The organism is Bradyrhizobium barranii subsp. barranii, assembly GCF_017565645.3.
Taxonomy (GTDB): domain Bacteria; phylum Pseudomonadota; class Alphaproteobacteria; order Rhizobiales; family Xanthobacteraceae; genus Bradyrhizobium; species Bradyrhizobium barranii.
In genome coordinates this window covers 10,174,411-10,196,378 of record NZ_CP086136.1, presented here as the reverse complement: position 1 = coordinate 10,196,378, position 21,968 = coordinate 10,174,411, and the positions used below count along the sequence as shown (strand labels likewise).

General features: G+C 59.2%; 18 protein-coding genes and 6 pseudogenes. 13 read left to right on the top strand and 11 right to left on the bottom strand.

From position 1 onward, the window contains the following. Positions 1–369: 369 nt before the first annotated feature. Positions 370–1,527: pseudogene (tnpC, locus tag J4G43_RS49530) on the bottom strand (IS66 family transposase); the annotation flags it as partial. Between the two features lie 169 nt (positions 1,528–1,696). Between tnpC (J4G43_RS49530) and J4G43_RS49525 the strand changes: the two are divergent. Beyond that, positions 1,697–1,990 (top strand): annotated as a pseudogene (locus tag J4G43_RS49525) (sigma factor-like helix-turn-helix DNA-binding protein); the annotation flags it as partial. A 51-nt stretch (positions 1,991–2,041) separates the two neighbouring features. On the opposite strand, the gene J4G43_RS49520 reads toward J4G43_RS49525, so the two are convergent. The 3 genes and pseudogenes from J4G43_RS49520 to istA all read right to left on the bottom strand — a co-directional run bounded on the left by J4G43_RS49520 (position 2,042) and on the right by istA (position 6,151). Further along, positions 2,042–3,436, bottom strand: coding sequence for an integrase catalytic domain-containing protein (locus tag J4G43_RS49520; RefSeq protein WP_225005614.1), 1,395 nt, complete (start codon positions 3,434–3,436; stop codon positions 2,042–2,044). A gap of 493 nt (positions 3,437–3,929) precedes the next feature. After that, a pseudogene (gene istB, locus J4G43_RS49515) lies at positions 3,930–4,652 on the bottom strand (IS21-like element helper ATPase IstB); the annotation flags it as partial. Continuing rightward, a pseudogene (istA, locus tag J4G43_RS49510) lies at positions 4,561–6,151 on the bottom strand (IS21 family transposase). The pseudogenes istB and istA, both read right to left, overlap by 92 nt. 65 nt (positions 6,152–6,216) lie before the next feature. Between istA and J4G43_RS49505 the strand changes: the two are divergent. From J4G43_RS49505 to J4G43_RS56300, 6 genes are all read left to right on the top strand, one after another. Next, positions 6,217–6,672, top strand: coding sequence for a hypothetical protein (locus tag J4G43_RS49505; RefSeq protein WP_208083424.1), 456 nt, complete (start codon positions 6,217–6,219; stop codon positions 6,670–6,672). 278 nt (positions 6,673–6,950) lie between these two features. Then, positions 6,951–7,304, top strand: a complete 354-nt coding sequence (locus tag J4G43_RS56305) for a helix-turn-helix domain-containing protein (RefSeq protein ID WP_038945455.1) — start codon at positions 6,951–6,953, stop codon at positions 7,302–7,304. Between the two features lie 23 nt (positions 7,305–7,327). Next, on the top strand, positions 7,328–7,822 hold the full coding sequence (locus J4G43_RS49500; RefSeq protein WP_208083423.1) for a hypothetical protein: 495 nt from the start codon (positions 7,328–7,330) through the stop codon (positions 7,820–7,822). A 190-nt stretch (positions 7,823–8,012) separates the two neighbouring features. Continuing rightward, positions 8,013–8,777 carry a HesA/MoeB/ThiF family protein gene (locus tag J4G43_RS49495; protein WP_196238342.1) on the top strand — a complete coding sequence of 255 codons (765 nt, stop codon included), beginning with the start codon at positions 8,013–8,015 and terminating at the stop codon, positions 8,775–8,777. A 56-nt stretch (positions 8,778–8,833) separates the two neighbouring features. Further along, positions 8,834–9,298, top strand: coding sequence for a hypothetical protein (locus J4G43_RS49490; protein WP_225005612.1), 465 nt, complete (start codon positions 8,834–8,836; stop codon positions 9,296–9,298). A 432-nt stretch (positions 9,299–9,730) separates the two neighbouring features. Further along, on the top strand, positions 9,731–10,141 hold the full coding sequence (locus tag J4G43_RS56300) for a helix-turn-helix domain-containing protein (protein WP_408581400.1): 411 nt from the start codon (positions 9,731–9,733) through the stop codon (positions 10,139–10,141). A 256-nt stretch (positions 10,142–10,397) separates the two neighbouring features. Here J4G43_RS56300 and J4G43_RS49480 read toward each other — a convergent pair whose 3' ends face one another. Together J4G43_RS49480 and J4G43_RS49475 are read right to left on the bottom strand one after the other, a co-directional pair. Then, a complete protein-coding gene (locus tag J4G43_RS49480; RefSeq protein WP_208089202.1) occupies positions 10,398–10,799 on the bottom strand; it encodes a hypothetical protein in 402 nt (133 codons plus the stop codon). 84 nt (positions 10,800–10,883) lie between these two features. Continuing rightward, positions 10,884–12,062, bottom strand: a complete 1,179-nt coding sequence (locus tag J4G43_RS49475; RefSeq protein WP_080677730.1) for a type IV secretory system conjugative DNA transfer family protein — start codon at positions 12,060–12,062, stop codon at positions 10,884–10,886. 213 nt (positions 12,063–12,275) lie between these two features. Here J4G43_RS49475 and J4G43_RS49470 point away from each other — a divergent pair, with 213 nt between their 5' ends. Next, positions 12,276–12,521 (top strand): hypothetical protein, encoded by a 246-nt coding sequence (locus J4G43_RS49470; RefSeq protein WP_208089201.1) that lies wholly within the window; start codon positions 12,276–12,278, stop codon positions 12,519–12,521. A 12-nt stretch (positions 12,522–12,533) separates the two neighbouring features. Beyond that, positions 12,534–12,857 (top strand): DUF3768 domain-containing protein, encoded by a 324-nt coding sequence (locus J4G43_RS49465; protein ID WP_028153387.1) that lies wholly within the window; start codon positions 12,534–12,536, stop codon positions 12,855–12,857. Positions 12,858–13,316: 459 nt separating this feature from the next. Here the strand turns inward: J4G43_RS49465 and J4G43_RS49460 are convergent. Together J4G43_RS49460 and J4G43_RS49455 are read right to left on the bottom strand one after the other, a co-directional pair. Continuing rightward, positions 13,317–14,379: pseudogene (locus tag J4G43_RS49460) on the bottom strand (IS630 family transposase). 26 nt (positions 14,380–14,405) lie between these two features. Further along, positions 14,406–14,600: a hypothetical protein gene (locus J4G43_RS49455; RefSeq protein ID WP_225005610.1), complete on the bottom strand. Its 195-nt coding sequence runs from the start codon at positions 14,598–14,600 to the stop codon at positions 14,406–14,408. A gap of 456 nt (positions 14,601–15,056) precedes the next feature. On the opposite strand from J4G43_RS49455, the gene J4G43_RS49450 reads away from it, so the two are divergent. After that, positions 15,057–16,397 (top strand): HAD family hydrolase, encoded by a 1,341-nt coding sequence (locus tag J4G43_RS49450; protein WP_208089200.1) that lies wholly within the window; start codon positions 15,057–15,059, stop codon positions 16,395–16,397. 99 nt (positions 16,398–16,496) lie between these two features. Here J4G43_RS49450 and J4G43_RS49445 read toward each other — a convergent pair whose 3' ends face one another. Next, entirely contained in the window at positions 16,497–16,640 is a 144-nt protein-coding gene (locus J4G43_RS49445; RefSeq protein ID WP_208089199.1) for a hypothetical protein, read from the bottom strand. Between the two features lie 218 nt (positions 16,641–16,858). On the opposite strand from J4G43_RS49445, the pseudogene tnpC (J4G43_RS49440) reads away from it, so the two are divergent. Next, positions 16,859–18,268: pseudogene (gene tnpC, locus J4G43_RS49440) on the top strand (IS66 family transposase); the annotation flags it as partial. Further along, entirely contained in the window at positions 18,268–18,561 is a 294-nt protein-coding gene (locus J4G43_RS49435; protein ID WP_028153840.1) for a hypothetical protein, read from the top strand. The pseudogene tnpC (J4G43_RS49440) and the gene J4G43_RS49435, both read left to right, overlap by 1 nt. A gap of 32 nt (positions 18,562–18,593) precedes the next feature. Here the strand turns inward: J4G43_RS49435 and tnpA are convergent, their stop codons facing one another. Beyond that, on the bottom strand, positions 18,594–19,010 hold the full coding sequence (gene tnpA / locus J4G43_RS49430; RefSeq protein ID WP_208089198.1) for an IS66-like element accessory protein TnpA: 417 nt from the start codon (positions 19,008–19,010) through the stop codon (positions 18,594–18,596). 277 nt (positions 19,011–19,287) lie between these two features. Between tnpA and J4G43_RS49425 the strand changes: the two genes are divergently transcribed. Further along, the gene (locus tag J4G43_RS49425) at positions 19,288–19,962 is read left to right on the top strand and encodes a hypothetical protein (protein ID WP_208089197.1); all 675 of its coding nucleotides are present in this window, start codon (positions 19,288–19,290) and stop codon (positions 19,960–19,962) included. Positions 19,963–20,251: 289 nt separating this feature from the next. On the opposite strand, the gene J4G43_RS49420 is transcribed toward J4G43_RS49425, so the two are convergent. Then, on the bottom strand, positions 20,252–21,595 hold the full coding sequence (locus tag J4G43_RS49420) for an IS1380-like element ISBdi2 family transposase (protein WP_208084195.1): 1,344 nt from the start codon (positions 21,593–21,595) through the stop codon (positions 20,252–20,254). Positions 21,596–21,968 lie beyond the last annotated feature (373 nt).

The window sequence follows — 21,968 nt, the reverse complement described above, 5'->3', positions numbered from 1 at the left end:
TCAACGAAGTCGTTTCCAGAATGTCGATTGGATACAAGGGGAAGGTGCAATTCATCTTCGATGAGCAAAACGGATAGCAGAAGGCCGTCCCGGGCGCGTGAAGTCAGTCCCATAGAGCACCTCTTCTCGAATCAGGTGCCCATCAAAGAATCACAAGCGATTCTGGCGACTCAAGTTTTTCGACTCCCTGCACCTCAAAAAATGTGGGTAATCGTAAGCCCCGTCGGATGCGTACATTCAAGCGGCATCAGCGGCAGTTGCGCATCCTGCGCAGCCGGCTGGGCCGGATCATCCGCGATATCCGCCGCAAGATCGTACGCACACGGGCAAGGCCGCGGGATGGTCGCGGGCGCGCGAGCGCTGGCGGGTTTATGATGTGGCACGAGAGGTTCGGGCGGCCTGCTGATCGGCGGGCATGTCGGCTTGGCGCAGGCGCTTCCATTCCCAGGGCAGCAGTTCGTGCAGACGCGAGGCGGGAAGATCGGCGATGCGAGCGAGGACGTCGGCGAGCCAGGCTTTCGGGTCGATGTCGTTGAGGCGTGCGGAGGTGATGAGGGTGAGCATGACGGCGGCGCGGTCGGCGCCGCGTTGGGAGCCGGCGAAGGTCCAGTTGCGCCTTCCCAATGCGATGCCCCGCAACGCTCTTTCGGCCGCGTTGTTGCTGAGGCAGATCCTGCCATCGTCGAGGAAGCGGGCGAAGTCGTCCCAGCGCCTGAGCATGTAGTTCATGGGCTTCAGGACCACGGAAGAGCGCGAGAGGGTTTCGCGCTCACGCAGCAACCAGGCGTGCATGTCGTCGAGAAGCGGTTTGCTCTTCTCCTGGCGCACGGCGCGCCGCTCGTCCGCGCTGCGGCCGTTGATGGCGCGCTCGATCTCGAACAGCGCATCCAGGCGCCTGACCGCCTCCAACGCGATCGGGGAGACCGGTTTGCCTTTCTGGCCTTCCCGGGCGGTTTTCTCGATGTCAGCCAGTTCGAAGAAGCCCCGCCGCGCATGGGCAAAGCAAAACGCCGGCGTGATCGGCAGCACCTTCTTCTGCGGGTCGAACAGCGGCTCGAAGCCATTGTAGCAGTCGGCTTGCAGGATGCCGGTGAAGGCGGCCAGATGCTTCTGCGGATGGTGGCCGCGTCGGTCGCGCGAGGCGTAATAGACCGCCGCCGGCGGCGCAGGTCCGGCGAAGGGGCGGTCATCGCGGACATAGGTCCAGATGCGCCCGGTCACGCACTTACCTTTGGCCAGGATGCGGATGGTGGTGTCGTCGCCATGCAGGCGCTCGGCCGCGAGCACATGACGCTCGATCAGGTGGAAGAGCGGCATGACGGCGAAGGTCCCGTGGCCGACTTGGTCGGCCAGCGTCGACAACGGCAGGTCGATCCTCTCGCACTTGAAGCGCGCACTCTGGCGGTTGAGCGGGATATGCATGCCGAACTTGTCGAACAGAATCGTCGCCAGCAATTGCGGGCCGATGAAGCCGCGCGGCGTGGCATGGAACGGCGCCGGCGGCTGGGTGATCTTCTCGCAATTGCGCGTTTCGCGGGATCGTGAGCGCGGATTTCAGGGGATCGTGAGCAGAGATTTCAGACGATCGTGAGCAACGATTTCGCGGGATCGTGAGCAAGGCTTTCGGAGCCTTGCAGCGCTTCGGCCGACAACTCAACCGGCTTAGGGATGACCTCGTGGTTAACGAGGAAGTCCAATGCCTACCCAGAGATTGTCGATGCGCCGGATCAAGGAAGTCCTTCGGTTAAAACATTTTCAAGGCCTGCCAGAGCGGGCCATCGCGCGGAGCGTGGGCGTCAGCAACGGCGTTGTGCACAGCTACCTGAGCCGCGCCCGCTCTGCTGGGTTGAGCTGGCCGCTTCCGGAGGGAATGACCGATGAAGACCTGGAGCTTTTGCTTTTCCCGGCCCCACGACCGGCGTCTCAGAGCCCGCAGCGGCCGGTGCCCGACTGGAGCTACATCGATAAAGAGCTCCGCCGGCGCAACGTAATGTCAATCGGCGTTTGACTGGGACCCCCCGTATTGCCGCATCTGCGAATGTTACCCTGATGGCGCCGTTGCAGCGGTCGATGCGATGTCGACTGATTGGCCGCGCCAGGTTGCTTTCCAAGCTTGCTCGGTGGGAGGGGCTGTGGGCGGGTCGGGCCCTACATAGCCCGAGCCGTCCACAACCCCGGACAATGGGGCAGCGGTGGTGGCGTCGCCGAGCGACTCCTCCGCGACCAACTGCTCGGCAGCCCTCCGTCTAAGCGCCCTCAGCAGACGCTGCACGATCGAATGCTGTCTCGTCCCGAACTCCTCGGGGTGTTTCTCGCTCAGCCGGCCGACGATGGCGAGTGCAGTCAGCTGCGGCTGCTCTGCGAGCCAGACTTCGATCGCAGCAAGATGCGGGTCGAGCTTGGACGGCATGCGAACCCTGGTCTTATAGGGCCGACGGCTTCGCCGGTGCGTGGCACGCGGCTCGCCGGCCGTCACCGTCTTGCCGAGCGTCTTCGCAAACGTCGCCGCGGTCGCCGGCGCGGTGCTCGTGCAAGCGCGTTGCAGGCAGCGCGCCTGTCCGGCACGACGATCGACGCGATTGCCGAGTTCGTCCTGGGTTGCGCGAATCTCGGCCAACAGCGCGACCGGATCGAGCGAGCGATACTGATCGCGTAGCCGCCGCTTTACAGCCGCGGTCACCTTGGGATGGGCCAGCGCGCGCTGATAGGGCGTCAACGGAGCATGATAACGCTTGATCACTTTAGCCCCTTCGCGACGCTTCTCCTTCAGCTTGAACGACGGCTGGAAGAAGTTGACGTAGAGCCGTGCCGCAGCATAAAGGCGGCCCATCATACGCGCCGTCTCGACGCCATCGAAGCGGCCATAGCCCATGAGGCGGCGGACGACGGCACCATTCTTCTGCTCGACGAACGCCTGATCGTTCTTCTTATAGGCACGCGAGCGCGTCACCTCGAGCTTCTGTTGGCGACACCATGGCACGACGACATCGTTCATGAAGGCGCTGTCGTTGTCGAAGTCCACGCCGCGCAAGAGCCAGGGGAACAGGCTCTGTGCGCGGTTGATCGCCTCGGCAACCAGCGAGCCATCCCGCGTCAGCAACGGCAGGCACTCCGTCCAGCCCGTGGCGATATCGACCATCGTCAGGGTCTGGATGAACGAGCCAGCCTCCGACGTGCCGCCATGGGCTACCATGTCGACCTCGCAGAAGCCCGGCGGCGGGCTGTTCCAGTCATTGAAGGTGCGGATCGGGACCTCGCGCCGGATTGCCGAATGGAACCCGGCACGGCGCCGCCTGCCGCCGCTCGCCGCGATCTTCACATCGACGAGCAGGCGATCGATGGTGGCGGCGCTGATAGCCAGAACACGGTCACGGTCCGACTGGCCAAGCTGCAATCGGCCATGTCGCTCAAGGGCAGGCAGCAAGGTCGGGATCATCACCTTGAGCCGCTTGCCGCACACCCGATCCGACGCCTCCCACAGCGCAGTCAGCGCGTCCTTGATCGTCGCGCCATATCTGCGTCTTCGCTTTCTTGTTGCCTCGACCTCGCCCGGTCCAACCGCCTCGCGTCGCCTGAGCGCGCGCACCGCATGCTTGCGATGCCAGCCAGTCGTCGCGCACAGCTCGTCGAGGATCCGTCCCTTCTCCGCTCGTTTGGCCGATCGGTAACGCTCCGTTACCACCGACACCACCTCGCGCCGCGCGCCCATGCTGATCTTTCCCGCCATAGACGCCACCGAACCAATTCGATGGCACCGACCCAATCATCGGCGAGAAGTTGTCCAGTAACATTCTGGGTGAGGCAATGCGCCCCCTATCGGCCTCCAAAAGGGACCCCTTTGATCGGCGTGCTCTGCTGGTAGCGCTCGGGTCGTCGGAGCTGGTCGGGGTTGCGGAGACGGCGCGAGCGCGGGTTGTTTGAACATCGTCGCGGCTTTTGAATCGCCAGCTGTCGTTGCCGGTCTCGACGATGTCGCAGTGATGGGTCAATCGGTCGAGTAGCGCGGTGGTCATTTTGGCATCGCCGAACACGCTCGGCCATTCGCCGAACGCAAGATTTGTGGTGACAATGACTGAGGTGCGCTCGTAGAGCCGACTGATGAGATGGAACAAGAGCTGACCGCCGGATTGCGCGAACGGCAGATAGCCCAGCTCGTCGAGGACGATGAAGTCCATGCGGGTCAGATGCTCGGCGAGCCGTCCCTGCCGACCGTTGCGGGTTTCGGTCTCGAGCCGGTTGACGAGGTCGACGACGTTGTAGAAGCGTCCTCTAGCGCCATTGCGGATGCAACTTCTGGCGACGGCAATGGCCAGGTGTGTTTTGCCTGTACCGGTGCCGCCAACCAGCACGACGTTGCGTTGTTGGGCGATGAAGCCGCCGTCAGCGAGATCATTGACGAGAGTCTGATTGATCGGCGTGCCGTCGAACTGGAAGTCGGCGATGTCCTTGGCGAGCGGCAGCTTGGCAATGGTGAGCTGGTATTTGATCGACCTGGCTTGCTTCTCGTTGATCTCGGCGTTGAGCAGGTCGCCGACAATGCGCTGAGGTTCGTGCTGGCGCTTAACGGCAGTTGCCATGATCTCGTCGAAGGCAGCCTTCATGCCGTAGAGCTTGAGTTCGCCCATGAGGTCGAAGATTTGGGTTCGTTCCATCAGATGGTCCTCCGGAGGTTGTCGTAGCGGGCACAATCGGCGATCGGTGCATGACGGAGCGTCAGTGCGGCCGGCGTCATGATGTTGGCCGGTGGGGCGGGTTCACGTTGACGGGCCAGGATATTGAGAACGACATCGGCGGAATGAACGCCATGAGCGACCGCCTCGGCGCAGGCGGCTTCCACCGCGGGCAATCCGTCTGTCAGCACCGCATTGAGGATGTCGACCATCTGTCGATTGCCATCGTCGGCACCGGCGAGTTTGCGCCGTACACGCTCAATCGCTGCGGGCAGCACCCAGTCCTTGAAGGGAGCGCCATTACGCAAGGCACCGGGCTTGCGCACCAGCACGGGCACATAGTGCCAAGGGTCGTAGACCGTCTCGCCGCGACCGAATGATCGCGGGTGCTCGGCAACGATACGTCCATCCTGACGGATCACGATGCGATCGGCATAGGCTTGAACCTCGACCGGTCGTCCGACTGCGCTGGCTGCGACCGAGTACTTGTTGTTGTCGAAGCGCACCAGGCAGGTCTTCGAGACCGATGCCGTCACCGCATGGAAGCCGTCGAAGCGGCCGGCATAGGGAACGAGTTTGGGGCGTTCGGCTTCGAACACGTCCCAGATCGTCTGATCGGTCAGCTCCGGATGGCGATGAGCCTTGGCGTAGGCGATGCATTTGTCGAGCAGCCAGGCGTTTAACTCGTCGAGGGTTTTGAACCGCAGCCGCGGCGTGAAGAAGCGTTCCCGGACCAGCCCGACCTGGTTCTCGACTTGCCCCTTCTCCCAGCCCGACGCTGGCGTACAGGCGACCGGATCGACCAGATAGTGGCTGCACATCTGCAGGAAGCGGCGATTGTAGAGACGGCCTTTACCGACAAAGATCGTCTCCACCGCGGTCTTCATGTTGTCGTAGATGCCGCGGGTGCAGGTGCCTTTGAACAAGGCGAATGCCCGGTCGTGGGCGTCGAACACCATCTCCTGCGTCTCCCGCGGATAGGCCCGCACGAACAGCATGCGGCTGTGACAGAGCCGGACATGAGCAGCCTTCACCATCACCGTGGTGCCGCTCAGCAGGACGACCTCGTGGCTCCAGTCGAACTGGTAGGCTTCGCCGGGTGCAAAGCTCAGCGGCACATAAGCCGACGCTGTCGAGGTGCCGCGTTCCTTGCTCCACCGTCGTGCGTATCGACGAACCGCATCATAGCCGCCGGCATAACCCAGGCCGCGAAGCTCCTCGAATAGCCGGATCAGCGTCAGCCGTTCCCGCGCCGCCTTGCTCTCATTCCCTGCCAGCAACCGATCAAGCTCGGCACTCCAGGCACCCATCTTCGGGAGCGGCTGCGTCTCGCGCTCGTACCGGAACTCCGTCGCTTGAGAACGAATGACCTTGCGAACCACCTTCCGCGATACGCCAAGTTCTCGGCAGATCGCCTTGATCGGACGACCATCAACAAAGTAGGCGCGACGGATCTTACCAATCGTCTCCACCACCAGCATCCCAACCTCGGCTTCCATGACTCGATGGAAGCCACTGTGGACCCTTATCCCGGGGTCCCGATTGGATGCCGATCACCCCGAAAACGGGGTCCTTATTCCATGCCGAAACACAGCTCAGCGTCATTGGCAACCCGGAGCTGCGCGCCGCACTTCGGAACGCTGCTCATAACGCTCAGGCGTCGATCGTTGCGGAACGTGGCCTCCTCATGGAAGCCCAAGTGTTGGAAGTTCTTGCGGAGTTGATGATCACGACAGACCGCCCGATTGTTCCCGTTGCCGATGTGACCATGGGGCTCATCGAGCGATACGGCGCCGAGTACGAGCGCCCGATCACGAATCGATGGATTGGCAGCGTTTTGAGAAAGAAACTCAACCTGCAAACCTACAAGAGCCACGGCGTGTATGTAATTCCCATGAATGAGAGGCAAAAAGTAGAGGTGCTGTGCGGCCGATACGGCGTTAATATCATCACCGATGTCTCGGCAGCAGAGGGGGGCGTGGGGACTAAGGGGACTTTGTAGCACGCCTCCACAACGAGACAGGGCGAGGGAATGCTCAAGTGCGAGTACGTACAATTCTAGGGTGCGCAGGGCCCGCCACGCCCCCATGTCCCCACGTCCACCTTCTCTTCATGCGACATTGTGCATGCTTCCCAAAGTCACGAGAGGAAAGGGCGCGCCGCGTATTCTGCGTCTCATTCGTTCCACGCGGGCACTTTTTCGTGTCTCGAACGGGATCGTACCATAGGCGATTATAGTGTGCATGCCTGTCATCTTAATGGCTGGCCGTATCACTATATATGCACCACCCTCGCAGATCATACCTTCGTCCGCTTCGCCGCCGCTGGGGATTCACTCAGGAGGAGCTGGCCTTTTTGATCGGTATAAAGAGAACCGCCGTCACGCGAATTGAAGGGTTGAAGCGAAAGCCGAACATTGATGCGGTATTCATATGCGCGCTGGTCTTCAATATGTCCCCCTTGCAGTTATTTCCGGGCCTCATGTCAGAGCTACACGAGGCCGTGCTTCGACGTGCTAATGAACTCTATGAAGAGCTTCAGGGCGATTCGTCCAAGACGACACGCATCAAGTTGGACTTTCTTGAACAACTGTTTCAGCGATCGGAAACAAAGCCCCTCGATTCAAGTGTATGAATGGACTTCGCCGGTACGCACTCGTGCTCGCCATCTATTTGAACACGCGCGGCTTTGGGTTCGTTCTGTTTGAAGGCCATTTGTCTCCGTTCGATTGGGGTATGCGGGAAATCCGCGGTCCTCGAAAGCATGGGCGATGCGTCACGCATATCAGCAAGAAGTTCGATCGCTATCTGCCGGACATTCTGGTCCTTCAAGACACGTCGCCGGAGGGTACACGGCGTGCGCCGCGGATCACCTACCTCAACGCGGCAATCGCCGAGCTGGCGAAGAGTCGTGGCATTCCCGTGTACGCATATTCGCGTGATCAGGTACGAGCTGCTTTCGATTGCCTTGGTTGCGTGAACAAGCAGAGCCTCGCGGAAGTGATCGCAAAAAGGATTCCGGCGTTCGAGCGGTACGTTCCGCCGCCGCGGAAGCCATGGATGAGCGAGGACGCGCGCATGGGACTTTTTGATGCGGCGGCTTTGGCGTTGATGTTTTTTTACTCAATCAATGGTGATCGACAGGCGACATAGCCGCTCGCTGCTCGTGAGTCAAAATGTCGCGTTCACGGTCGGTTCTCAACGACGACCAGCCGTGATTCAATCCTTGCCCCATCCAGGGAGTAAGACTGTGAAGAGTACGCTCGCTGATCGGCAACGGGGACAGCTTTGCACCCGGCTTCTCTCCGGGACAACCATCGCCTTTCTCGGTACCGGAAGGAGCTTGAGCAAGATAGAATATCTCGCCTCAAGCGGAATCGGTCATTTCGTCCTTGTCGATGGCGGCACCGTCGAGCGCGAAAATATTGGCCAGTCCGGCTTCGCGTGCGATGACATCGGACGACTAAAAGGGGATGTCGCGGCCGATCGTGTCAGACGCATCAATCCCGAAGTCCAAGTCCAGACGTTCGCCTGTCGCGACAATGAACTTGAAGACCTCAATGCCGTCCTTCGAAATGCCGATCTCATCATCGACGGAACAGACAGCCTGTCTGCGGCAATGCGATTAAGCCGAGCGGCCTTTCAGCTCGGCATCGATGCGTTGCACATCAGGACGGAAGGCGACAACCGACAATATGTTATCGCGGGGACTTTGCGGAACGCTCCGGGTCTTGGTTGCGTGCGGTGCCTCCTCAAGAGCGCGTGCGATCGTCATGGGGCCGGACATCAATCGCCGCCATTTTTCAATAGTCACCGCATCGTTCCTGAGACCTTGAATGTCAAGGCGGCGTGGGTCGCGCTCGGGCTTCTCCACTACCGGGCTGGGTCAACGTTATCCATTGCATCCATTGGCGAGCATTTCGCCCAGTTGCCATGCTGGATTGGCTTGAATGGAATTCATGGCGCGAGTGGAGAGATTTTTCCGATCCGAGCCTACCGCGAGCCGCTTCCCAGCGGTTGGCGGTGCCCGGTGTGCGGCACGAGCGCGTGCGCGAAGCCTCCGGTGCAGCGCTCGGAACACCCTAACCAGGAGCGCGACAGGCAATGAGGAGAAGAATATGGGAACGACAGTTCAACGTCTTTCCGTCTGGGAACCATCACCAATTGGTCCTGACACTTTCCATTGATTGCGTAATCGATCTCGACCAGAGCGATGCGATGGGCAGGCAACTGCCCGTCGCATCGACACCGGAGAGAGCAGTGTCAACGCCGGTGGAACTAAAGAATGTATACAGCGGCAACAACCCGAACTTGGCTTTAATCCGTCAGCAGGTTCCTGAGCACGGCAACGGGCGACTGAGCCACCAAAGCGTGTCTGGCGATCTTTTCGTGTTCCGTTTCGAGCGGACTACGGAAAGCTACGAAATTTTCATCGAGCAACAGCGGGGCTATGGCGGCCGTGCCTGCGATGCGCAAGCGACCCATCGGTTGGGCCTCAGTTCCGACCGACCGCGTATCTGCATCGGGCCTGGCAAGGAGCCTCGTGATCTGCCGACAGCCATGTTTCTCGCGATGTTGTGGGCTGAGCGCACGTCGCGCTATATCCGCGACGGCAAACCGTGGAGCTAAAGCGCTGGATGATTAAGAAAGTCTATCAATATATGCGCGCTGACCTCGCCGCGAAGGTCAAGAAACATCGGGTGCGTTGATGCCCTACGTAGTTGCGGTCGCAATTGCTCTGATGGGGTTGGTAATCATTCGAGACACTTGTTATCTCGCTGAGGCCTACGGGCTAGCAAATTTGAACCTCGAATTGCTCTTGATGCTGGCATTCGGATTTTTCTTAGTTTGGCTAGGGTGGTTCATATTCAAAGAAACGCTCACAAAGACGTACACGATCCGCAAACGGTAGTCTCATAGTGGATGCAGCCACCCAAAAAGTCGGGCCCGTGCGGATTCCGATCGATGTCGCCCATGATTCCGAGATGATGTCGCCCGGGTGACGAGACCTCTTCTGGCTCCCATAGGGTCAACCCTTTCGGCTTTGCGAAGGGGACCTGGATGCCGACGGAGAGGCTTGCGATGCGTCGTGTGCGCGATGTGATCAGAATGAAGGCGGCCGGACTGCCGAGCCGCGAGATTGCGCGACGGGTGGGCGCGGCACCCTCGACGGTGCGGCTGGCGCTCCGGCGGTTCGAGGCCGCGGGCTTGAGCTGGCCGTTGCCAGACGACGTCACCGACACGGTTCTGGAACTTCGCCTGTTCGCCAAGACCGGCAATGGCAACCGTCTGGGTCACCGCCCGTTGGGCCGACCGGTAACGCTCTGTCACCGCCGACACCACTTCGCGCCGCGCGCCCATACTGATCCTTCCCGCCATAGACGCCACCGAACCAATTCGGTGACGTCGCCCCAGTCATCGGCGAGAAGTTGTCCAGTAACATTCTGGGTGAGGGCAATGCGTAACAATTAGGGCGAGGCAATGCGAGGAGCAGCAATTGTCGCGGGGCTCGCCGCTGGCGGCACACCCACGGTGTAGCGCGGTCGGGGTGAAGGCGAATTTGGTCCACTCTCAATCCGGCAGCAATGAGTATGAGTTCGGTGTGTTATGGACCGATGCGAATGGCTTTTTGGCTTCAATCCTAAGTATTTTTCATGTCAGGACCGGGTTCGAACCGACGGTTTCAAGGATGAGGCGTTTTGACTGATCGTCTCCCGCCAAGAATCAATCAGCGGCTCGATTGCTGAACGGCTGCTTCCGGCGACCCGGTGGGCTCCGTGGCCGCCGGTAACGCTGATTCCAAGATCGAGTAAAAGAGAACCGTTAGCCCACCAATGTTCATTCCGTCCTGGGCTCGCATGAACTCACATTTATCACACATGACCAGAGACAAGCCTTGAACCGCAGGTGTCAATGCCTTGCTGCGAAATTCTTGGCGAGTGGCCTCATGGTCAATCTTGCCCTCAAGCTCCTGTAGCAGACGAATCTTCTGGGATGCGCCCAGGTGGGCGACGAACGCTGCGCCAACGTCCTCGTCCTGCTTCAGTAAATGCATGAGCGCGCCGCCTAACGCGACTTCGAGTTCGTTGAAAGCGATGACAATGACCGAGTGATATGACAACTTTGTCATAATGATCCGGTGGAGAAACCGGCCCCCCCGTACCGTACGGTTGGCTGCATAGCCATCCACAGCTGTAGTTAGGGTTCGGAGAATTCACTGAGCGGTCTCGGGATCAAGCGTGACTGCGCTGAAGGGGTTCGATGGCATCCCGTCGATCATGAGCTTGAGATAGATGTGGTAGTTCGGCAGCTGCAAGAGATCCATTTCTTCGAATCTCTGATGGAATTCTCGGACTAGGTACGGGGTATCCTCGGCACCGATCCGGAAGGAAATGATGGAACCGGCATTTCCCAAGATCGCGTGGCGAACGTCCGGTTCGAGCTGGTGCAGGTATTGGTGGGCGACCGTGAAGCCGACGCCATACTTGCGTAACTCCGCGAACATGTTTGCCAGGGCCAGTGTCGTGAAGGTCTGGAACTCATCTACGTACACGAAGAAATCTCGCCGCTCGGAAGGTGGGACTTCCGCCCGAGTGAGTGCCGCGAGTCCTATCGTCGTAACCAGCAATCCTCCCAAAAGTGACGCGCTATCTTCCCCGAGTTGACCTTTGGCCAGGTTGACCAACAGCACTTTGCCCTGATCCATGATCTGCCGAATGTGAAGGTCGTGCTCGGGCGCGGTCAGTAGCCGGTTGAGCAGCGGGTCCGAAAGGAAGGCCCCAACTTTATTTTGAATGGGGGCCGTGCCGTCAGTCCGATAGCCGAATGAAAAGCGATCGAATTCTTTCAATAAGAAAGTGCGTACCGTTTCATTTTTCAGCGTATGGGCGATCTGTTGTCGAAACGATCGTTCGGTCAGGACGCGAAGGACATCATTCATTGTCGCGTTGGGCTGCTCCAGGAGTGCCATGAGGACATTGCGGAGGATGTGCTCCATGCGCACGCCCCAGGCATCCGGCCACATCTTCTTGAACACCTCCATCATCCCCGATGAGGCAAGCGCAATATAGCCCTCTCTAACATGGCGGAGGGGATTGTAGCCGAAGGGCTGAGTGGGATCGGGGACATTCAGATAGAGAACATCGTTTCGGCGCTTCGCTGGCACATGCGCGTTAATGCGCTCGACCAGATCGCCGTGCGGATCAATGAGAGCAAGGCCACGGCCGTGTTCGAGGTCTTGCAGCGCCATCGTCTCTAGCACCGTCGATTTCCCGGTCCCGGTTTTTCCGATTATGTAGATGTGCGAAAGGCGATCTTCGTTTTTGATCCCAACGACACGTTCATCGTGACGAAAATCAACGCGTGCAAAATGCGTAACATTATCTATCGACATAGGTTGCAAACATCGTCGCGCATGGCTTGGGAGCCCGCTAGGCGGGAGACGGTGCCAAACGCATCCGTCGTTTGTCTGGTGCCACACCGGCACAATCGCGCGGCTCCAAGAATTTCCTGTCATGAGCGAACATAATTCAAGAGTTTGATCTTTCCGCATCTCCTCGCAATCGAGCACCCGAATGGTTCGGATGCCCGTAGCGAGGAGAAAGACATGTCGGCATTTGTTCTTTCCAATAAGGCGGTAAAGCTGATGAAGCTCTGCGATCTCAAGGGCTTTGAAAGCCTCGACGATCTTCTTCTATTGGCAGCTCTTACGGACAGTGTGTGTCCCGCCATCTGCATGACGGAGGGATGCGACTACACGGTCGAGATGGAACCCGACCAGGAACAGGGGTTCTGCGAGGCGTGTGGCGGCAACACCGTCACATCGGCGCTTGTGCTCGCCGGACTCATCTAAAGAGGTCCGGCCATGAGTAAGAACCGCATTCGCGAACTCAACGACGCCTTTCGCCGCACATTCCACGGCGGCAGGGTCATGATGACATCAGGCGTTTACGAACTGCCCGACTGTGTGAAAGCCGAGGCGCTCGTTCAAGTGACGAAGTTCTCGGAATTCTCGGCGGACAACGACCCGCATGACGAGCACGATTTCGGGAGCTTCAACCTGGTGGGGCGCAAGTTCTTTTGGAAGATCGACTACTACGACAAGGATCTGGTGAACGGTTCTGAAGATCCTAGTGATCCGGAACGTACGACGCGCGTGCTCACGCTCATGCTTGCGGCGGAGTACTGAGCCCCGAGATCGACGGCGGCATCGAGCCGACGTTTCTTGAGGTAACCGACGCCGACCAAGAGAGGGGTGCCGCGTCAACGCGCGGGGCACGGACCTTATCCGTCTCCCTTCATGACACAACGGAAGAAGCACCTAGCGGGTTGGTCGCCCGTTGCGGGGAATCTTGGTAGGCCCGACTTGCGGCCTAATGCCGTAGAGCCCAGCCAGTGCGGATTTACTCGGACGATCTTTTTGTCCACACCCTCGCTTCATTACGAGGGTTTTTTCTTGCGTGAACGCGGGTGATCAGAAACCATATTGACTCCGCATGATACTCGCCCATCCCGCGTTAGCTAAAGGAGAGGCGTTCGGGGGAATGAAGACTGCTCCCGCCCGCGCGCAGCCGGAAGATCGGTTTGCTCGCGCGTTAAGAATCTCTTAACCATGACGGCCTAGCCTTTGGCGATCTAGTACCCGGAATCAGAGCTGAGTGATACGGCGGCCTTTGAAGCGACGTTGACGGACCTTTTTTTGGTCCAGACGAAGGGCTCGGCTTTGTCGTTGTACGCGTTGACGTAGGCGTCGATGTGTTCCTGAAGCTGCTTGAGGCTTGTAAAGGAGATGCCGCTAAGCGACTGCCCCTGCAGGATCGAAAACCATACCTCGACCTGATTCAGCCAGGACGCACTTGTCGGCGTGAAATGAAATTGCACGTTGGGGTGGGCCTTAAGCCAGTCCTCGTTCTTCTTGTGGGTGTTGAGGTTGTCGAGGATGACGTGAAGCTGGCGGTTCGGAAAGGCCGCGGTGAGGCTGTCCATGAAATCGAGAAACTCGACGCGGCGACGGCGTTTTGAATGCGTTGCGATGATCTTTCCGGTGGCGACTTCGAGCGCCGCAAACAATGTTGTGGTGCCATGCCGCTTGTAATCGTGGCTCTGGCCCGTCAAGGCGCGGCCATTGGGCAACTTCAGATAACCTTGCGCTCGCTCCAAAGCCTGGATCGAAGGCTTCTCGTCCACGCAGAGCACAATAGCCTTCGCTGGCGGGGCGACGTAAAGGCCAACGACATCGGCGGCTTTGGCCGTAAAGTTCGGGTCGTTGCTCTCGCACCAGGACTTTCGAGATGCGAGGTCAATCTTGTGGCGCGCAGGAACCGCCAGACATATTGGACGTCAACATCGTCCAGCGCCCCGGCCAGCAGAGGACCGGTCCAGCGCGCAAACCCGTGCGGCGGCGGCTTGTCCAACAGCTTCAGAATCCGCTTGTCGGTCGTCTTCGTATAGATCGGCTGCTTGCCCGGCCGCGGCTTGTCTTGTAGCCCTTTAATGCCATGGTCGGCATAGCGATGCCGCCAAAGGCTGACAATCCGCGGCTGGACCCCGACTTCCTTGGCGATCGACCGGGTACCGCGCCCATCCGCCGCCAACAGAACTATCCGCGCCCGCTTCAAATCGCGCTGAAACGTCACCGGTGAGCGACAACACGCCTCAAGCACCTTGCGATCTTTCCTCGAAAGGTGGACTTCTCTTGCTTCGGGTATCATCCCGACCTTGAATCACGACTCACGATCTAAGAAAAGTGGGTACTAGCTCCAACAGTTAGCAAGGCGATGCCCATCATCGGGGTCGCGCCGAGGATCAGCTGAAGTTTGGTGTCAAATTGCTCAGCTGTCGTTTCCAGTATATAATACGAGCAGTTAATTGCCGTTTGGCATTGAAGGTGCGGTCCAGGTCTTGCCTGCGCCGTGCGTTTTGCCTTGTTCACTCTCATTGCGTCTCCTGACAGTTCGATCAGCGCGGGCAGGTGCCAGTTAATTCGTCGATTGGCACCTGCTTACGCTAGTTGGCAGGAATCAACGCAACTTGTTCTTTGAGAGGGTCCGATGAATGCAAACTACCCCATTGTAGAAGCTCACCAGTGCTATGTGCTCTTGAAGCGGCCGGGCGTAGATGACGAGTGGCTTAAGGTCGGAGTGGCGCTCCCGCGACAGGGCGAGAAGGGCTTTTATTTGTTATTGGGGAATTTCCCTTTAACAAGCGGCCAAGACATACTGTTGCTGCCGAGTGATGTAACGCCCGAAAGCAGCAGGCCGCCAGAAAGGTAAAGCATACGAGCGTATCGTGTTCTTACTGCCCCCATTGTCTAAATGGGGGCATTCTTTTGATATCGCCTTTTGGTTGTGGCTGTGTTATCTTAAACCCTGGAGAGGGGAGGAGAGAAATGACAACCGATGTCGTCGACTTTCTGAACTCGTTCGAGGATAGCGGCGTTATAAAAATAAAAATACTTGGACATACAGGAAGATCAATTGTCGCACCAATCGATCGGTTTGCTGCTGGCCGAGAAGCGGCGGGCATTGATAGACGGGTCGAAATTCAGATCCTCCTTAGGGATAAGGGGGCGGAGTCGCCTAGACGAAGAGCCCAGATAATTTTCGCTGAGGAGCACGCCAACAGTCTGATCCAAAAATATCCGTGGCTAAAAATCGAAGTGCGCTATTATTCTGCTCTACAAACCTTGCGCGGCACAATTGTCAGGCTCGCAGATGGCTCCAAGCGGGCACTCTTTTCGGCCTATGAGTGGACGCTCAAGCCCCAACCCATTCAAGGCCAAGATCGATTCCAACCCATTCGTACCGCGGCTGTTACCTGGTCAAAGTCGCTTCAATCGCACAAATCGCCGAACCACGAACACAACAGGCTACTAAGCATTGTCGAAAACTGGTTTGACTACTACTGGGGCCCTGGCCTCATTCATACAATCGCCTTCGATTTCGACGATACCATAATTGATACCTATGAGGCTAAGATCAAAGCCTGGATATTTGGCATCGAACAGCTGCTGAGAGAACCACAATGGGCTGAGTATCTCGCTCTCGAGTTTCGACGCAGCTTTGAGGCAAGTACAGAAGCGAGATTCTCCCTATTGAAGGGAATCGTCGATAGCGTCCCGCATGCGTCAGACATACTAAAGAACGTTCTGCGAAGCGCCCCTTCAGAAATCGAAGACTTTTTGGATAAGAAGCGATCCACCTTTAGAAGAGAGGCGTTGTTTCCGCCGCAGATGAGTAAACCGGAATTGGAAGACTACGTGAACTCGAAGGTGTTTCCTGGAGTTAAAGAAGCATTTCAAGAGATCCGCGGACGAGGGTACTCCATTGCCGTAGCATCCCTCACTGATGAGGAACGAATTGAATCGGCGCTCAAACTAGCGGGCATCCCACACGTCGGCATTATCGTCGGGAGAAACGAATATCAGGACAGAGAGCTCAAGGGGCACATTAAGAACGACAAGATTTTTCTAATTCGAAAAATTGCGAATCTGTCCGGTGTACCGGTGAGCCGCGTGCTCTATGTAGGGGATCATGAGAAGGATGAAGCTGCGGCGCGGGATATCGGGGCATCCTTCATTCACGCTAGGCTAATCGCTTCCCTCAAAGCCAGTGCTGATAAGCGCACTTTGAGTTTTGAGGACTACTCGAAGTTAATCCACGCGATTGAACTGGCCGAAAGCCGTGTGCGGGCGTCAGAAGACGTCCCGCATGCCGGCCGACATTATTGAAAGTCAAGAACCCCACTTGTTTGCGTCGCAAAAACAGATGTTGTGCGACAACGAAAGAGTGGCTCAGCAGAGCTACTAGCCAAAAGATCGCCGGCATCCTCAATCGCCAAGGCCGTACAACGGCCACAGGACCGAATGCCCCAACACCGTCAGGTGTCGTGCGAACTCCGTCACCAGCGGGGCGAGATCGCCTGCGACCATGCAGCGCTGCCCATGGCAGTGATTCTCACTCGACTTGGCCATGCCTTGTCTCCCTTTCGTTGCCATCAAGACAGAAGGGAGGCCCCAGATTATGCGGAGCGAGGAAGAGGGCACTGGGAACTAAACTGTTGATAACGGAGCGGATCTCGGATCGAACGGCCGCGCACTCCGCATAATCGTAGGCTCCGCATAATTGCGCATGTCGGTGTGGCCCGTCGCCAGCCACACCCGAACTCCCGTAGGGATCGGAATCATCGCGGATCCAGAGTAACGCCACCGAAGACGAGCTTGCGGCCGAGAGAGCTGTCGCCGGGACGACGACTGTGCGCGGATTTAGGCGCGCGCGTCCCGAACGCAATACCTTCCCTGATCATCTTCCCCGCGAGCGCGTGGTGATCGCTTCGCCAACGGCGTGTGAATGCTGCGGCGGCCATCGCTTGCGCAAGCTTGGTGAGGATGTGACCCGGACCCTGGAATCAGTACCGCGCCAGTGGAAAGTGGTCGAGACGGTGCGGGAAAAGTTCACCTGCCGGGACTGCGAGAAAATCAGTCCGGCACCGGCGCCATTCCATGTGATTCCGCGAGGATGGGCGGGGCCGAGCCTGCTGGCCATGCTCCTTTATGAGAAGTTCGGCCAGCATCAGCCGCTGAACCGGCAGACCGAGCGGTACGCGCTGGAGGGGGTGCCGATCAGTCTGTCGACCGCAGCCGATGCCGTTGGGGCTTGCTGCACCGTATTGGAGCCGCTGTCGCGCCTGTTGGCAGCCCACGTCATGGCAGCCGAACGCCTCCACGGCGACGACACCACCGTGCCCGTGTTGGCCTTGGGCAAGTGCGATGTCGCTCGATGCTGGGTCTATGTGAAGGACGACCGCCCCTTCGGCGGCTCGGATCCGCCGGCGGCAATGTTCTATTACTCGCGCGATCGAAGGGGCGAGCATCCGCAGGCGCATCTGACCATCTATAGCGGCATCCTGCAGGCCGACGCCTTCGGCGGATACACCAAACTCTATGAGCCCCAGCGAAGTCCTGGGCCTATCATGGAAGCGGCCTGTTGGGTCCATGCCCGGCGCCCGTTCTTCGCCATGGCGGATCTTGAGGAAAACGCGCGACGTAAGGCTGCTGGCAAGAAGGAGATAGCGCTCTCGCCGATTGCGATCGAGATCGTGCGCCGTATCGACGCCCTCTTCGCAATCGAGCGCTCGATCAATGGTCAAAGCGCCGACCACCGAAGGGCTGTTCGCCAGGAGCAAAGCGTGCCCTTAGTTGCCGATCTGGAAGCTTATATGCGCGAGCAGTGCGCCAAGCTCTCTCGCGGTCACGATCTGGCAAAGGCCATGAACTACATGTTCAAGCGCTGGGGCTCCTTCACGCGCTTCCTCGACGATGGCCGCGTCTGCCTCTCGAACAACGCCGCCGAAAGAGCGCTGCGCGGCATCGCATTGGGCAGAAAGTCGTGGTTATTCTGCGGGTCTGACCGCGGTGGGCGTCGCGCCACCGCCATGTATAGTCTCATCGTCTCAGCAAAGATGAACGACGTCGACCCTCAGGCCTGGCTTGCCGACGTGCTCGCTCGCATGGCCGCACACCCCGCTCATAGGCTCGATGAGCTGTTGCCTTGGAATTGGAAGACTGCTCAACAGCAAGGCCTTGCGATGCAGGCGGCTTGATGGGGCACGTCAACAAAGTCAGCCACGTGTTCACTCTTGGCCACGTCGCCGATATGCTTGGAGAAAACGAGGAATGGCTGTTCGAGGTTGCCGAGGAAATGGACACCGAGGATGGTCAGCTATGGGTCGTCGGCGTCGGTGAAGACGGTGTGATGGCGTTCACCCGTGATGGAATCGAGAACCTCAAAAATCTGATCCAGATCCACAAGGACGCTCCTTGGATCATTCAAGAACGCCGCCAGGTGCTCGCCCGGATCGTTAAGCCGAAGGCCGAAAAGCCCGACGAGGTTTAGCCGTTAACTGGACAAACCAGCCAGCCCGCGGCCTACGCCGCATGCTTACGATCCAGAGCCCCGACGATCCGGCGAAGCGCCTCAACGTCGACGCCCGCATCGACAATGACGCGCCGCCCGCCAGCCAGCTCGATCTCAATCCGACGCTCCGTCGAATGTGCTGGCGCGCTCTCCGATGAGGCCGCCACCGACGTCACGGGCCCACCCTCGGCCACAACTGCCCTGACAAAACCAGCCTCGGATTTGGTCCGGTTCGCTGCGAAGGCTCTTCGCCAAGTCACCAGCAGAGAACGTGATAAGCCATATCGCCGCGCTGTCGCCGCAACCAGGCGCGGCTCGGTCAGGCTGTCCAAAACAATCCGCGCCTTCTCTTCCTCAGACCAACGCCGGCGCCGGCCTGTATCAACCACTTCCAGCCGATTCAACGTACTGATCGTATGGCTGTCCATACGTACAGTTCTCAACCATCAGGCCAGCCCGCCGCAAGGCGTCTCCCCTCGGAGGCTTACGGATAGTCGCGAGCGCGAGGACGGTCTGGTGACTTTTGTTCGCGGGGGTAGCCCATGATCCGAACGCGTCGCCGTATAGTGTGCGGACGAATGTTCGGCACGTGCGAAACCCGCACGACTTGATCTCGGTTGCTGTAATCCCAGCGGAGAAGATCACGGCCCTCGTCAAGGACCTGATTGACAAGCGAACCACGAATAAATTGGAGCAAAGCGCTCGGTGAACGTGCATGATGGCGGCGCGACGAGACGTGAAGGGAAAGTTATGAAAGCGCTTGCCAAGACGTGGACCTGGATTGGCCAGGCGTTTGTACCGCTTGCGATCGGCTGGGGCGTGTACGTTCGAGGCGGCCTCGACGGACCTCATCTTGAGGAAGGCGTGTTGATCTCGCGGGGATACTGGGGACTGCTGGTCACCCTGGTCGTTGGGGTGGCTCTGTCGATCGTCGCCGCGCTCTACATTCGAGAGGCGCGTCGCGCGCGCGCGGGCACCCTCGTGCCGCCGAACACCATGTTGGAAGAGAGCGGCCGTAACACGACTATCTCGTGGGTCACGCTGGCTGCGTTCGTGGTCTCGGTCGTGAGTGCCTTCGTATTATTCCTCGCGAGGTACCTCGATAGCAATATCTACACATGGAACGGCACTTCACCGCTCGCGCCAGGATTCTGGTCGAGCCGAGTCAAGGCGCATGATTTAGGTTGTGAAAACGCGCCATGCTACGCGTTGGCGCAGCGGCTCTACGGCGCCAACTCAGCTTCTAGTGTGAATGAGTACAAGCTCTACTTGACAGATGGCGTGCTCGTGTTCCTTGCCGTCGCGTTCTGCATCGCTGCCATATTCTTGATCCATGAACTCGTGAAAGCGCCGCCTCCGCAGCTGCGCTACGGCCGCTGAAGCCGGCTCATTCACGATAACCTCAACGCTGCGGTTCACAAGCAATGTTGGAAACCCCTGTCGACACGTTCGACCCTACGCCTGAGCAACGAGATACACTTGCCTTGCTTGACCGCCTGCTAGCCCGTCCTATTCGTGAGAGTGCGGCTTTTGGGCCCGATTGATGCGGCCGCACATCTTGTCTGACGAGGCGCACAGGATTGCCTTCGGCTTTTCGCCGCCTGACGACCGGTACTTTGCAACGCGCTTGAGGGATGGGTTGGGCGAACGGGGGCGGACGCCCCGCCGGTCAAGGACCGAGCGGCAGCAGCGCGCCGGGCAAGCCGCAGATCAGGTCGGCTTCGGGACATGCCGCGGCAAACGCAAGGCGAATGCGGCTCGTGGTCTCGACGACACGGGCGGCGATTTTCAAGAGCCGAAGACGCAGCGTCGCGAACTCGGCAGCGGCCAATTCCCGGGCTTTGGGAATGGCGTCGCGCACGGTCAGCATCAGCCAATAAGCGGCCGTATGGAGCACGAGACGGACCTGGTTGGCGAGCGCCGAACGGCAGCTGGTGCGATCGGAGGCGAGCTGCGTCTTATGCAGCTTGATCAGATTCTCGGCTTGGCCGCGCGCGCAATACAGGCTGTCGTAGATCCACTCGGCCGAGCCGACATCGAGGCTGGTGACGACGAAGCGGATGTCGAGGCCGAGCATCGTCGCCTCAATACGGGCGACAGTGCGCCGTTCGCGATCCCAGGACTTTGCCTTGTGGCGCGTCTCGGTATAGCCACGCAGAACCGGCAGGTTCTCGATGGCGCGTCGCGTGCGGATGTCGTCGGCGACCTCGTCGACTTTTCTGGCGAGAGGCTTGGTGCCGGACAGACCGAAGATGTAGTCGATGCCGTTGGTCTCGCACCACGCCATGGCCTCCGGCCGGGCATAGTGCCCGTCGCCACGGAACGTAATTTGCGTGTTGTGCCATCGCGTCCGGATATGCCGTACCAGGCGGCGCAGATGGGCACGCACCTCGACGCCGCCCGGCGTCTTGCCGGGCCGCAGCACGACGGCCACGGGCCGGCTCTTCTCCGTGTCGTAGACGTGGATCGGCAGGAAGCAGCGTTCGTCATAATGAGCGTTGAACAGCGAGAGCTGCTGATGGCCGTGGACGACGTCGCAGGTATCATCGATGTCGAGCGTGACGGATGCCGGCTCGTGGGGGTAGCTATCCATCCATGCGTCGACCAAAATGTAGGTCAGCCGGATCACGTCGCGCAGGCGCGGAGCATTCTCCAGCCGCGACAGCGTCGGCTGGGAACACAAATCCCGGCCCGTGTCCGGCAGCCGTCCGCAGGCCAGTTTGAATGCCGGATCGGACCTCAGATGATCGAGGTCGTCGGCGTCCTCGTAGCCGCAGCAGATCGCGAACATGCGAGCGCGGAGCATATCGACCAGGCTGTGCACGACCCGCGTCGGATCGCGCCGATCCGGGAACACCCGGGCCAGATTGTTGGCCAAACCGAGACGCCGCTCGGCCATCGCCAGAAGCATCACGCCCCCGTTCGAGGTTAGGCGCCCACCATCGAAGGCAGCTGTGACTTTCTTGGCGTGAACGGCTGGAAACGAGAAGGGCGGAATCGTATCGTCGGTCATGGCGGGCGTGGCGTTCGCGGTTGGAGGTGATGGGGTTGGCTTCGCAACCGAATCCTACGCCGCATCAGCGCTTTACCCCTCAGGCGCACTCTTACGAATAAGACGGGTTAAGTTGAAGAAAGATTGAGTGACTCCCGATCATTTCTGTGCCGAAACGTGGAGTCGCGGTCGTGCCGCGTCCAAAGAAACCGGCGCGAGCGGCCTATTAGACGCGGTAGGTGATCAGCCTCCGAAACGAGACTATCAAGCATGAAGAGATCGAGCGCGAGGCAGAGGTTTTATTTGTGTTGAATTCTTGCTTCTCGATAGTGGTCTGAAATCGTATCATCGGTCATGGCGGGCGTGGCGTTCGCGGTTGAAGGTGATGGGGTGG

Excerpts from the sequence above, each read along its gene's own strand:
- J4G43_RS49520 (WP_225005614.1), bottom strand. The coding sequence starts at position 3,436 with ATGATCCCGACCTTGCTGCCTGCCCTTGAGCGACATGGCCGATTGCAG.
- J4G43_RS49505 (WP_208083424.1), top strand. The coding sequence starts at position 6,217 with ATGCCGATCACCCCGAAAACGGGGTCCTTATTCCATGCCGAAACACAG.
- J4G43_RS56305 (WP_038945455.1), top strand. The coding sequence starts at position 6,951 with ATGCACCACCCTCGCAGATCATACCTTCGTCCGCTTCGCCGCCGCTGG.
- J4G43_RS56300 (WP_408581400.1), top strand. The coding sequence starts at position 9,731 with ATGCCGACGGAGAGGCTTGCGATGCGTCGTGTGCGCGATGTGATCAGA.
- J4G43_RS49480 (WP_208089202.1), bottom strand. The coding sequence starts at position 10,799 with ATGACAAAGTTGTCATATCACTCGGTCATTGTCATCGCTTTCAACGAA.
- J4G43_RS49475 (WP_080677730.1), bottom strand. The coding sequence starts at position 12,062 with ATGTCGATAGATAATGTTACGCATTTTGCACGCGTTGATTTTCGTCAC.
- J4G43_RS49470 (WP_208089201.1), top strand. The coding sequence starts at position 12,276 with ATGTCGGCATTTGTTCTTTCCAATAAGGCGGTAAAGCTGATGAAGCTC.
- J4G43_RS49465 (WP_028153387.1), top strand. The coding sequence starts at position 12,534 with ATGAGTAAGAACCGCATTCGCGAACTCAACGACGCCTTTCGCCGCACA.
- J4G43_RS49450 (WP_208089200.1), top strand. The coding sequence starts at position 15,057 with ATGACAACCGATGTCGTCGACTTTCTGAACTCGTTCGAGGATAGCGGC.
- J4G43_RS49445 (WP_208089199.1), bottom strand. The coding sequence starts at position 16,640 with ATGGCCAAGTCGAGTGAGAATCACTGCCATGGGCAGCGCTGCATGGTC.
- J4G43_RS49435 (WP_028153840.1), top strand. The coding sequence starts at position 18,268 with ATGGGGCACGTCAACAAAGTCAGCCACGTGTTCACTCTTGGCCACGTC.
- tnpA (WP_208089198.1), bottom strand. The coding sequence starts at position 19,010 with ATGGACAGCCATACGATCAGTACGTTGAATCGGCTGGAAGTGGTTGAT.
- J4G43_RS49420 (WP_208084195.1), bottom strand. The coding sequence starts at position 21,595 with ATGACCGACGATACGATTCCGCCCTTCTCGTTTCCAGCCGTTCACGCC.